The sequence below is a fragment of the Legionella antarctica genome, assembly GCF_011764505.1.
Taxonomy (GTDB): Bacteria; Pseudomonadota; Gammaproteobacteria; order Legionellales; family Legionellaceae; genus Legionella; species Legionella antarctica.
In genome coordinates this window covers 2,079,303-2,091,979 of sequence record NZ_AP022839.1, presented here as the reverse complement: position 1 = coordinate 2,091,979, position 12,677 = coordinate 2,079,303, and the positions used below count along the sequence as shown (strand labels likewise).

Genomic DNA, 12,677 nt, shown 5'->3' with positions numbered 1-12,677 from the left:
AAGGCTAGATTGTCAGTTCACAGGGTTTTTAAAAAAAATGATTATCATTGAAAAATTATATATTACTCAAAACACGAATTAATGAAACATAATGATTAAAAAGTAATCTAAAATATTGTCCGAAAGCACCGACTTCGTACACACTAGGCTTAAAGGCATAAAACTTGGTAAACCAAAAGGAGTGATACAAGCTTCTAGTAAAGTTTTTCAGCAGATAAAATTTTAGATTTAGTCTGAAATGGTTGAATTAATGACAGAAATAGCTGGACTTGGTCGCATTTGCCCCGTTCCTGTAATAACACCCAATATTATACTTGGCGAATTATAAATAATTTGTTGTGTGTACAAGCAAATTCAGAGATCCTTTTACAAAGCATAGCCTTGAGGGGGGTTATCAAGCTCTTTAGAATTATTATGTTGTTGAGGCGGTATTACAGTTGAAAAAAATTGAGGATTAAAATTAGATGTAGGCTCGGGAGTTACGGGCTGCTCAATACAAGAGGAGGCTGCTATTTTAACTGCTGCAATAGGAAGCGTTGGAGACTTAGTATTTGTCTTGTCATATTCAATAATGTTTTCAACACAAAAAAGCTTCTCAAAGCCAATTTTTAAACTTTTAGCAAATTGGTTATCAAAAGCCTCCCTGTGGGCTTCTCCCGTCAAGTGTTTATTGAATACCACTGCTTCTAAACCGGATCTAAAAACTGTGTCCCTAGTTTTAATTGCCATGTTTGCTTCTTTATTAACCATTGTCGTAGCAGCAGCAGCCACCTGCGCGGATCTTTTAACTGCTTCAGGTCTTGTTTTTTCAGCATATTGATAAAAGGAAAGCATAGCATAATCAAAAATATATTGTACTTGGGTTAATGTAAACATTTTAAACTCAGCATAACAAATGATTTATTATTGTACTGACTAAATTAGTAATAATCAAAATATGTAGGTTTTATTATTTGCTTTTATTTTGGTCGATTAATATGAAAGTGAATCAATTGTTTCATTTTAATTTAGTGTCAACCCTATATTAAAAGACAAATTCAGGTTTGGACAATTTGATAAAACAAATAATTGACCAAAAGTGATATGGGTCCGCATGTCTGGAACAAAATTAAGGAAAAATAAGAGCTATTCATCCATCATTTATAGTTAAAAATTCACTCAAATTAACCTATTTAAACCTACTCAATACCGTATGAATAGTGATTGCTACTACGAATTGTCTTAGGTCATTTTACCACAACTCTATCAGAATGACTTATCCACAAGTCCACAGGTCAGGAGAGCTTCACTTTCTCGTATAGGCCTGTGGGCCTTGTGGGTAAGTCATGACGCTCTCATTTAGGGTTTATGGTCTTTTCCGGCCATAATACACCTCTGCGGGCGTTAAATAATTAAAGGACTGGTGAAGCCTTCGGTTATTATAATACTCAAAATACTCCGTTAAGGCCAGCTCAACCTCTTCAATTGTATCAAAATCATACCGGTAGATTTTTTCTTGCTTAACACTACGCCACAATCGCTCGATAAATATATTATCTAAATAACGTCCTCGCCCATCCATGCTGATAGAAATGTGGTGAGATTTTAGCGTATTTATCCAATCTTTTGAGGTAAATTGAGAACCCTGATCCGTGTTAAAGATCTCACAACGCGAATGCAGCAAAGCGTTTCTAAGCGCCTCAATACAAAATTCAGCCTCCATAGTAGGTGAAATAGCCCATCCAATCACATAACGACTATACCAGTCCATAATAGCTACTAAATACACATGCTTTCCTTTCATGCGGATGTAGGTGATATCTGCGGCCCAAACCTGATTTGGTTTGGTGATATCCACCTCTTTTAATAAATAAGGGAACACCTCATGCTCCTTATTGGGAACGCTTGTATTTGGCTTTGGGTAAACAGTCGATAACCCCATCATTTCCATCAACTTTTTTACTCGACGTTTACCAACAGGATAGCCTACTTCTTTTGACAGCCATCTTGCCCGCTTAATTTTACCTTCACATGGATACTGCAGATAGTGCTCATCAAGTAGCGCCATAAGCGCTTCATCTTCGACAGAAATGGGCTTGGCACTATAATAATAACTTGAAACAGGCAAGTCTAATAGCAAGCATTGTTCACGAATGGTGAGCTCGGCAAGAGGATCAATCATGACGCGCTTTTCATCCAGACTAAAGTTCATGCTTTTTTTTTAGCCAAGATAGCTGCGCTTGAAGTCGACCAATTTCTTGATATAATGCCTCAACAAGCTGCTCTTGGGACTTGGCTTCTTTTTCATTAGCCCCAGAGAATAAATCGTTAATGGCTTTGATGGCCGATTGCTTCCAAGTTTTTACCTGCGTTGCGTGAACACCGTATTCACTGGTAATTTGCGCTTGTGTGAGTTTCCCCTCAATCGCAGCTAGCGTTATTTTTGCCTTCTTGGCCGCCGTATAATAAGCTCGCTTTTTAGACATTTTATTCTCCTCTTTGTATTAAGAAGAATAGCTCTTAAAAAACCTTTTTTTGTGTCCAGAAAACCGCGCCTATATTAAAGATGTCATCATGGTTTGCCAGTATATTCCTCATGCATTATAAGTATAAGTAGAATTCTTAATACCCAAACAGAGTATTTAATACGCTGATATTTTAAAATCACAAAGTATAAAATGATATTAATTAAACTTATTGGATTGAATTATGCCATTTAAATCGCTTCCTAAGCCTCTAAAAGAATATATATTATCTCTTTTAAGTAATGAGGATATTATGAATTTGTTTCGTGTCAACAGAACAATGCCGAATGATATGTCTTTAGATATGTTGTTTTGTGATTTTACGAAAGGAGGTTATGGACAAAGGTTTTTTCAGGAATTACATACTGCAAGAAAAAGAATGCATCATGGAGGGAAAAATAAGAGTGATATTTTAAAATCTGTTATTACAGACAATAATATTCTGGCCCTTGAGTATTTGTTAATTTGTAATCTTGTACACATTAATCAAAGTTTTTCTGCAATAATGGAGAGATCTTTTGTTATATGTAATTTTGATAAAATCCCGCCGATTTGTTTTGCGGCGCTATTGGGGAAAACAGAAATCGTACAGCTAATGCTCATTTATCAAGCTAATATCGATCAGTCTGAAAATGTAAACTGCCATTGGCTACACAATAACCCCGGGATATATCCCATAAACTTTGCAGAAGGATTTAATTATCCGTTTAATTTCTCAGATACAATTGTGCCAATGCAATTCCTGACTCATGTTGAAAATTATCTGAAAAAGGGAGTTGAAATTAATGAACTTAAAGCTGAAATTAAAAATAAATTAAAAATATTTTATAAAAGTCCTGAGTTAAGAGAAGGTCTGAGACATTACTTTACTTATCTTGAAAAAACAGACAAGGGATATTTTTATCATTATAAGCAGGAAGAAGCACTATTGTTATTGGATACTTATAAAAAAATAAAGGAAGAATATTTAGTACAAGAAATGGATAAATCAACATGCAGGATAACATAATACCAAGGCCGGATTTCGCTGCACAATCTCGTGCTCTAAGGGATGTCCCAAACAATTAGACAGCAATAAGCGTCTCCTGGTGGTCAAAGCTCATGAACAACGGAACAAGAAATTTGTCAAATAATGGTATTTAAAAACCAACACGTTACAAATACCTTCAAGAAGAAAATAGAAAGATGATTATACATAAGATGCCCTTGATGGATTATATAATTTATGGCTTACTAAAACACCATAGAACCACCCCAAAAGTAATCACCCATTTGATCTATTATTGAATTAATTGTATTATTGATGATAAAGAAATTTGTTTTTACTACTATGACAAAAATAGAAGAATTTATTTTTCCTACAATTCCTGCTGATGATAAAATCAATATTGCCTCCTTCCTCGAAAGACGCTTTGGCAAATATAAGACTCATGTCTATTGGAAAAATAATCATGGACTTTATCAATGGTGCAATCTTGTTCAGGCACAATCAGCCCATTTGGAAAAACCTGCTGATGTAGTCAACCTGTCTGTATATGATTTATTTGAAGAACAAACTGCAGACGTTTTGGACAAAGCAGATAATAAAGTGATTGATTCGGACGAACGTCTCTTGCTGACGGAAGAAGGAACCACCCTTGACGGCCAGTTTTTAAGAAGTATTTCCGTGAAACAGCCCTTAAAAGATGAGCATGGAGAAATATACGGTTTAATTGGCCTGTCGACTATTATCAATAATGTTTCATATTTAAAGGAACAGTTTCAAATACGTGCAAAAAAGTCCGGTCTTTCATTAAAACAAACAGAATGTCTTTATTGGTTAATGCGCGGACTTACTGCAAAACAAACTGCCGATATTCTCCATATGTCCAAAAGAACCATAGAGTCCTATCTTACAATTGTTAAAGATAAATTATTCTGCACATCCAAACAGGATTTAATTAAGATTGCTTTTAGTTATTATGCTCCATAAATGCGGGTTATATGGTTCACCTTTAGCGATATAGGTAGTAGCGTTACACAAACATCCACCATCAAACTTAATCATTTTATGTCTCCGATAAGCCAGTTGCATCAATTTTGTATTTAACTTGAACAAAATCACCACCAAATGTATGCGTTGCAAGTTGATTTAATTCAATATCATGTGCCAACGTCCCAAATAATGATCGACCAGAGACTAGAAAAACCGCTCCAGATAACTCAGCTAATTAACACCTTTGTCGATAAATTTTAATACCAGGTAAGCAAAAACAGACTTGCTCAAAGAGGCTGCACCGAGCTTGGTATTGGGCTGCACATCGGTTAAAATTGATGTTTTTTTTATGAAGACTGCCTTGTTTAATCAATATATTATAGTGTCTTTGTTGCAGCACCCTTTACTTATCTGCGTAAATAATAATCCCACAGTAATGTACTCACGATATTACAACCCGTAGTTTCTCAATTAATGCCCTACGAAATAATGCATGACTGCCTTTATAATCAGATAATAACAACAGGTAAATCAGACCAGCGTGTAGTATAGGCCGGTGATTTAATCTCGGCAAGCATCGCCCAGGGCTTAGAATATCCCTCTGCCGCCAGGCGAATGGTACTGCGTCCAAATTTTTGATTAATTTTATCAAAGAGTGACATTAGTTGTTCTGTCTTTTCTAAAGTCTCATCACTGGGCTGATGAAACATATCCAGCTGTCTTGGGTCTTTCGGAATCAAATCCTCTAAACACACCCCTGCTTTTTTATAGTGATAACCGGGTTTAAAAATACGACCCAAACATTTTTTTGCAAATCTGGTGATGATTCGCAAATCATCTGTGGGGTTGATAAAGTTCACTTCAATGGATTGAAAGTGCTGCGCCAAATCCTCTCGGAAACGATTGGTATGAACAAAAACATACATACGTTGGGCAACTAATTGCTGTTGTCTTAATTTTTCCACTGCTCGCGCGCAATGACTGCTTATGGATTGCGCAACACTTGAGTACTGGGTTTGCATCTGTCCAAAACTTTTGGAGGACATGATGCTTTGTTTGGGTTGCACTTCCTCAAGTCCACCACAAGAGATGCCTTGTAACTCCATCGCAGTGCGCATCATCACTACATTAAATTGTTTTTTTAGCAGATGAGCATTGGTTGAGGCCAAATCAAAAGCGGTATGGATATCGCAATTGATTAGTTTTTTACGCCATTGCCTCCCTATTCCCCATACATCCCCCACTGCTATTTGTCTAAGAATAAATTCTCGCTGAGCACTCACATTAAAGACAGGAGTTTTAAAAATTTTTTTGCAACAGTGATTAGCAATCTTTGCCAACGTTTTTGTTTGACCAATCCCAATAGAGGTGGGAATGCCTGTTTCTTTGAGAATCTTCTTTTGCAGGGCGTCACAAAAAGCATCATGCTGATTAACGGGCATGGTACTTAAATCAAGAAAAGCCTCATCAATGGAATAAATTTCACAATGTGGCCACGTCTCTTCAATCGTTGTCATCACTCGATGGGATAAATCACCATACAACGTGTAATTGACAGAGAAAGCATGAACCTGATGTTGTTTACATAGTGCTTTAATTTTAAAAAAAGGCTCTCCCATAGCAATTCCCAGAGCCTTGGATTCATTAGAGCGAGCAATCACACATCCATCGTTATTTGATAAAACAATAATCGGTTTATCGCGCAAGTCTGGGCGAAACAAACGCTCACATGATGCATAGAAATTATTACAATCAATTAAGGCATACATGATTAGATAGGCTCATGTAAAACAAGGGTTACAACCCCCCAAATCACTACATCCTGCTCATCAGTTATATCAATAGGCTTGTATTTGGAATTGGCAGGCAGCAATTGCACCCTCCCCTTTTTTCGTGATAATCGTTTTACCGTTAATTCACCGTTAACTGCCGCAATAACAATTTTTCCATCAACTGCCTCTAAACTTTTATCAACAATTAGGACATCACCAGAGTAAATGCCCGCATCAACCATAGAGTCACCGATTGCGGTGACCAAAAAAGTAGCCGAAGGATGTTTAATATATTCTGCATTTAAATCCAGATAACGCTCAATATAATCATCTGCGGGTGATGGAAATCCAGCCTGTACTTTGCTCGAATATAATGGCAAGGAACTAACCGGTTTATGTTGCTCTAATGAGGCTTTAATGTCCGAGAGACGTGAAACTGGAATACGAATTTGTTTCGTGGATTCAAAACCAAATTTTCCATATCCTTTAGGCCTTCCTGCCCCCTGTCTTTTTCCACCTCTAGGCATTAGACCGCCTCCTTTGATTATCGGTGCAATAATCATAGATGGATCACATTAAGTTGTAAATGGTCAAATTGATACCGTCCCTTCAAATGAATCGTAAGCTTACGATTCTATTCGAAAACTATTTTTTTGATTCAAATGCTGAAGGTTGATTATTTTATGTAATAAAACCGAGGGTGTTATTTAATAAGCCAGAGATTTGGCCCGGATTTTAACGAAAAGGACCGTTTGGTGAGTCTATTTGGCCCAATATGCGTTTAATTTTGAACTCATTAGTGCTGAAAAAATTAATCAATAATCTGATGTTGCTCGATATTAAAAGCTGGATTGCATGAAATATATAGTGTTAAGTTACCTTCCCAGTAAAATTTTTCACCAGTCTCAATTAAAACTACGTTGCCTATTGTTTTATTCAATTCGCTCTTTATATTGAAAATACGTAGAAAAGAAAATATATGAAATTGCCCCTAATGAAATTATTAAACTTCCATAATACAACAGCAATTTTCCATAAAAAGAAAAATGAACTACCAGGTCAACATATAAAGTTAATAAGAAATAGGAGAGCCAAATAAATAAAAGACCATAATAAACATGTTTTTAAATCATAATAGTATCTATATATGCGACTTAGAGCGGCCAATAATAAAAACAAAGGGTCAGGATGAATTGATTCTCCAATGCGTAGGTTGGTGTTGTAAATACGGTATTAATTAAATCCAATTTTAACTAGGACAAAGTAACTCCACCAAGAGTTTCGATCAAATTTTTAACCTCGGCATCTCTTCCTGGCCAATTAGAATTTTTACGCCTCTCATCGAAGAAACGTATATAATTCTGTACTAATTTTCTTTCAACCGGGACAAGCTGTTCAATACTGGAATAGTTTTTAAGCCAATAAGAAACCTGTGCACTAATTGCTATTTGTAGCGTTTCTTCAGGAACATCTGTTATAGAAAATTTTCGGGGCAGCAATGCCACCAAATCATTAATTGAATAAAAATTTTCCGTTAATTTAAATCCTGCTTTTATTAAATCTCGTTTTGTTTTGATACAATCCCAATAACTAATAGCAAAAATATCCTTCTCTAATGCAAACCATAAATAATCCTTACTACACACACCAACAACAATTCCAATTCCTTTTGGTGTATTCCAAACCGATCCAACTTGAATGCTAAGTTGTCCTTCAGCAAGTTCGGTATTTAATTCTATTGACTTCCCAGCTCTAGAAATAGCAGTTATTTTCATTATATAAATCCTAATACTATATGAGATATGAATTGTACTACGTGAGAAATATAATTTCACTAAGCCACCATTTTATCCAATAACAAGACGCATCGAAGCTGTTTTAGGTCAAGGTTGTGGATGATTGTTAGAACTTATCATTAAACTTGGGGACTCTATTAGCTTGCTTCATTGTAAACTATAATATGATGATAAATTAAATCAAGAACTATCTTTGAACACGGTAATGACAACTAAATTGCTAATTGGAATCTTGGCCAAAACAGCTTCGAAGTAGAAATCATGATAAAGTAGTGCTTAAAATTTGGCTATAAAAGATCAGATAACCACAGAATTGCTTAGAAACCACTGAAATTTGGAGCACCTATTCTATCGAGCACTTTAGCCATGCAATTATATATTATTTGCAACTGGCTTACTATCCAAACGGTTTGCCTTCGATATGTTCATTCAAATCTTTTTCGTTCGACATTATCTTCAATATCGATTTCATCTTTCTCATTTGAAAGACTAATATTTTCCTTTAATGTCAATTTGTCATAAAGTTTGACCAGTTTACCTATTATTTTAGGCAGCTTATCCTCGAGATTCACCTTCTTTTTAGCATTTTTATCATGCTGCCATCGTGTGATTACATCGGGGGCATCGAATGTAGCATATGTTTTTTTATGAGTTTTTTTGAAGTCAATTTCCGTCTTTTCCAAGTCGTTTATATTTTTATTGAAATCATTAATTAAATTGCTCAACTGAGGTAACAATTCATCCCCTTTTCCCTCATGTAATTTTATTTTAAGGCTGATTAATTCAACAAAAATGTTAAATAGCCATTGATAATGTAACACATCAAAATTAGCCATTTTATAACAAAGACAGGGATTTAAATCGTGTTGCAAAAGTTTAATTGCTTGATCTGAGGAACAAGGGGTTTGGAATAAAGGCAGTTTATTTCGCTCAGTTCTTTTAAAAAAAGGGATACATGTATATTCTGTAGTATTTGTTACTGGTGGTTTCGCACTTAACTCTACACTTACGCCCGGCATGGATTCTTTGCAAAGAAAGAGATTGAGTTGATATTGACCTTCTGCGTGCCTCTGATAGAAATCTAATTTTTCTTCCACTGTAGTAGCTTTATCTGTATTTATAACTTCGATTTTAAGTTGATCATTATGCGACTGATAATGCTGTATCACTGTTTGAGGGTCTGTATGATCAAAAACCACAAACTTTGTTGTATGTGCTTTTTTAAACTCATCCTCATTGAGTAAAATAATGATATTTGAAATGCCAACTTTAGCAAGTTGATATAAGTGGCCAAAAGGAATGTTAGTATATTCCACATTAGGAAAAATTATTGCAATTTTCATTTTGTATTCTCAATACCAACTACAGTGTATTTATTTAATTATAGTCCAGGCGACTGTGCAAACATAAAATGTTTATGTTTGTAAATTGCCTTATTTTGGATCTACAGAATAATATCGAGGCAGTGAGCCTGTTTTTGTATTTCATAAGAAGCCTTTTGCATACGAAGATTAGACTTATTATAAATCCGATGTATATTGTGGATGTCCAATGGAGTCTAGCGTGCACATATCACGTTCGAAAGTGCCAATCGTAATTGAGATTTTCATCTGAATTTTTTCTATTTTCGACAGAGCCCAAAAAAATGTCTATAGTTATGATTGAAACTGAACGAAAACAACACTGTTAAGTATTTTTAATACTCGTTTAAAGTAGCAATAATCGTCTTAATTTATAAATTTCTTGATGAACGAAACGATGTTTTTTCATAAAATCAATATGGAGACATTATGTCAATAAATGAAAAGCGTCAATATTTTCGAATAGATGATAATTTATACTTTGATTATGCAATTATAGAACCGGGGCAATTTTGTTCTGATTTGTCCATAATAAATCAATTATCCAGTGATAAAAATCAAAAAAAATTAGAGGCTGCGCAATATTTTCAAAATATAGATTATGAAATGTCTGAATTGACTCATGCAATAAGGGTAAATGAACCGGGGTGGGCGCATTATTTTAACCTGTTAAATGCAAAAATAGATTGTTTATCTCAGATGTTGGTATTAAGTAAAATTCAAATGCATAGCGTGAATATCAGTTTGAGTGGGATGACTTTTAAAACAAATGATCAGATTAAAGAAAAAACAAATCTAAAGATTGTTATATACACCAAACCCAAGATGACTCCAATTATTGTTGATGCACAAGTGGTTTATAGTCAATATCAAACTGAAACTCATTATAGAACTGCCGTCTCGTTTAATGGACTAACTTATTCACAAGAACAATTACTTTCCCAACACATTTTACAAGCCCAGGTAAAAAATCGGTCTAATTAGGCGCAGAACTAAATATGGGGCTATTGTTCAATAGAATGTCAAATTCATCCCTGTTAATCGATTCATGATACTTTAAAGATCAAATATGATACTATATGATTTTAATAAACACATAAGAAACAAATGAATTTTGATTTAACCGATAGCAATTACCAGAAATTAGTATTAGATGGCCCTTTTTCCTTAGATCAGGTTCAAAGAATAAACAGAAACCCCAAAAATTTGGCTGCCCTGGAAAAACTGCTATTCCCCTTTAGACATGGCTGTGAAATCACATTTCTTGATCACCTTACCAATTCAGGCATTACCGTTGAGCATCTGGTAACAATACTGGGGGATAAAGGTGGCTCTAAAAATTTAGACGCCTTGAAAACCTTATTCCTGCCCTTCCCGCAAGACAGGGAGACAACCCACTTTAGCTTGCTTACTAACGCAGGGTTTACCTGCGATCATCTTGCAAAGATACTGAAGTTTACTGGTGGCTCCAAAAATTTAAACGCCTTAACAAAATTGCTGTTGCCCTCAGAACTAGATAGAGAGATGACCTATCTAAGCCAGCTCACTCAAGCCGGGTTTAGCTGTGAACATCTGGTGAGCATAGTGGGACAACATGTGGGGTACAAGAGCTTAAATAGCTTAAAAGATTTGTTGCAGTCCTACTCACAAGACAGCGAGTCAACTTACCTTAACCTTTTTGCTGACGCAGGATTTAACTGCGAGCATCTTGTGAGGCTGCTAAAGCATGCTCATGGTAATCTGAGTTTAGAAGCCTTGAGAGATTTATTATTGCCTTTAACTCAAGACAGCGAGTCAACGTACTTTACCCGTTTAAACAACGAAGGTTTTACCCGCGAACTGATATGGGTCCGCATGTCTGGAACAAAATTAAGGAAAAATAAGAGCTATTCATCCATCATTTATAGTTAAAAATTCACTCAAATTAACCTATTTAAACCTACTCAATACCGTATGAATAGTGATTGCTACTACGAATTGTCTTAGGTCATTTTACCACAACTCTATCAGAATGACTTATCCACAAGTCCACAGGTCAGGAGAGCTTCACTTTCTCGTATAGGCCTGTGGGCCTTGTGGGTAAGTCATGACGCTCTCATTTAGGGTTTATGGTCTTTTCCGGCCATAATACACCTCTGCGGGCGTTAAATAATTAAAGGACTGGTGAAGCCTTCGGTTATTATAATACTCAAAATACTCCGTTAAGGCCAGCTCAACCTCTTCAATTGTATCAAAATCATACCGGTAGATTTTTTCTTGCTTAACACTACGCCACAATCGCTCGATAAATATATTATCTAAATAACGTCCTCGCCCATCCATGCTGATAGAAATGTGGTGAGATTTTAGCGTATTTATCCAATCTTTTGAGGTAAATTGAGAACCCTGATCCGTGTTAAAGATCTCACAACGCGAATGCAGCAAAGCGTTTCTAAGCGCCTCAATACAAAATTCAGCCTCCATAGTAGGTGAAATAGCCCATCCAATCACATAACGACTATACCAGTCCATAATAGCTACTAAATACACATGCTTTCCTTTCATGCGGATGTAGGTGATATCTGCGGCCCAAACCTGATTTGGTTTGGTGATATCCACCTCTTTTAATAAATAAGGGAACACCTCATGCTCCTTATTGGGAACGCTTGTATTTGGCTTTGGGTAAACAGTCGATAACCCCATCATTTCCATCAACTTTTTTACTCGACGTTTACCAACAGGATAGCCTACTTCTTTTGACAGCCATCTTGCCCGCTTAATTTTACCTTCACATGGATACTGCAGATAGTGCTCATCAAGTAGCGCCATAAGCGCTTCATCTTCGACAGAAATGGGCTTGGCACTATAATAATAACTTGAAACAGGCAAGTCTAATAGCAAGCATTGTTCACGAATGGTGAGCTCGGCAAGAGGATCAATCATGACGCGCTTTTCATCCAGACTAAAGTTCATGCTTTTTTTTTAGCCAAGATAGCTGCGCTTGAAGTCGACCAATTTCTTGATATAATGCCTCAACAAGCTGCTCTTGGGACTTGGCTTCTTTTTCATTAGCCCCAGAGAATAAATCGTTAATGGCTTTGATGGCCGATTGCTTCCAAGTTTTTACCTGCGTTGCGTGAACACCGTATTCACTGGTAATTTGCGCTTGTGTGAGTTTCCCCTCAATCGCAGCTAGCGTTATTTTTGCCTTCTTGGCCGCCGTATAATAAGCTCGCTTTTTAGACATTTTATTCTCCTCTTTGTATTAAGAAGAATAGCTCTTAAAAAAC

At 35.9% G+C, this 12,677-nt stretch carries 13 protein-coding genes; 4 read left to right on the top strand and 9 right to left on the bottom strand.

Translation table 11 applies throughout. The features are described 5' to 3' along the window. Positions 1–366: 366 nt before the first annotated feature. The 3 genes from HRS36_RS10005 to HRS36_RS09995 form a co-directional block, all read right to left on the bottom strand. On the bottom strand, positions 367–876 hold the full coding sequence (locus tag HRS36_RS10005) for a hypothetical protein (RefSeq protein WP_173237202.1): 510 nt from the start codon (positions 874–876) through the stop codon (positions 367–369). 469 nt (positions 877–1,345) lie between these two features. After that, complete coding sequence (locus tag HRS36_RS10000; RefSeq protein WP_173235473.1) at positions 1,346–2,191, bottom strand: IS3 family transposase; 846 nt, start codon at positions 2,189–2,191, stop codon at positions 1,346–1,348. Further along, positions 2,181–2,465 (bottom strand): transposase, encoded by a 285-nt coding sequence (locus HRS36_RS09995; protein ID WP_173235475.1) that lies wholly within the window; start codon positions 2,463–2,465, stop codon positions 2,181–2,183. Before HRS36_RS09995 ends, HRS36_RS10000 begins: the two co-directional genes overlap by 11 nt. Positions 2,466–2,688: 223 nt before the next feature. Here HRS36_RS09995 and HRS36_RS09990 point away from each other — a divergent pair, with 223 nt between their 5' ends. Beyond that, entirely contained in the window at positions 2,689–3,513 is an 825-nt protein-coding gene (locus HRS36_RS09990) for a hypothetical protein (protein ID WP_173237201.1), read from the top strand. Between the two features lie 294 nt (positions 3,514–3,807). Next, a complete protein-coding gene (locus tag HRS36_RS09985; RefSeq protein WP_173237200.1) occupies positions 3,808–4,476 on the top strand; it encodes a helix-turn-helix transcriptional regulator in 669 nt (222 codons plus the stop codon). A 512-nt stretch (positions 4,477–4,988) separates the two neighbouring features. Here the strand turns inward: HRS36_RS09985 and HRS36_RS09980 are convergent. The 4 genes from HRS36_RS09980 to HRS36_RS09965 all read right to left on the bottom strand — a co-directional run bounded on the left by HRS36_RS09980 (position 4,989) and on the right by HRS36_RS09965 (position 9,390). Beyond that, complete coding sequence (locus HRS36_RS09980; RefSeq protein WP_173237199.1) at positions 4,989–6,248, bottom strand: Y-family DNA polymerase; 1,260 nt, start codon at positions 6,246–6,248, stop codon at positions 4,989–4,991. Between the two features lie 2 nt (positions 6,249–6,250). Next, positions 6,251–6,778, bottom strand: coding sequence for a LexA family protein (locus tag HRS36_RS09975; RefSeq protein ID WP_226905446.1), 528 nt, complete (start codon positions 6,776–6,778; stop codon positions 6,251–6,253). Positions 6,779–7,504: 726 nt separating this feature from the next. Further along, positions 7,505–8,026 carry a hypothetical protein gene (locus HRS36_RS09970; protein ID WP_173237197.1) on the bottom strand — a complete coding sequence of 174 codons (522 nt, stop codon included), beginning with the start codon at positions 8,024–8,026 and terminating at the stop codon, positions 7,505–7,507. Positions 8,027–8,472: 446 nt separating this feature from the next. Beyond that, complete coding sequence (locus HRS36_RS09965) at positions 8,473–9,390, bottom strand: hypothetical protein (protein WP_173237196.1); 918 nt, start codon at positions 9,388–9,390, stop codon at positions 8,473–8,475. A 447-nt stretch (positions 9,391–9,837) separates the two neighbouring features. Here HRS36_RS09965 and HRS36_RS09960 point away from each other — a divergent pair, with 447 nt between their 5' ends. Continuing rightward, positions 9,838–10,392, top strand: a complete 555-nt coding sequence (locus tag HRS36_RS09960; RefSeq protein WP_173237195.1) for a PilZ domain-containing protein — start codon at positions 9,838–9,840, stop codon at positions 10,390–10,392. A 123-nt stretch (positions 10,393–10,515) separates the two neighbouring features. Continuing rightward, positions 10,516–11,319 carry a hypothetical protein gene (locus tag HRS36_RS09955; RefSeq protein ID WP_173237194.1) on the top strand — a complete coding sequence of 268 codons (804 nt, stop codon included), beginning with the start codon at positions 10,516–10,518 and terminating at the stop codon, positions 11,317–11,319. Positions 11,320–11,514: 195 nt separating this feature from the next. On the opposite strand, the gene HRS36_RS09950 is transcribed toward HRS36_RS09955, so the two are convergent. Continuing rightward, on the bottom strand, positions 11,515–12,360 hold the full coding sequence (locus HRS36_RS09950; protein ID WP_173235473.1) for an IS3 family transposase: 846 nt from the start codon (positions 12,358–12,360) through the stop codon (positions 11,515–11,517). Then, entirely contained in the window at positions 12,350–12,634 is a 285-nt protein-coding gene (locus tag HRS36_RS09945) for a transposase (RefSeq protein ID WP_173235475.1), read from the bottom strand. The genes HRS36_RS09950 and HRS36_RS09945 overlap by 11 nt, the downstream gene beginning before the upstream one ends. Between the last annotated feature and the right edge of the window lie 43 nt (positions 12,635–12,677).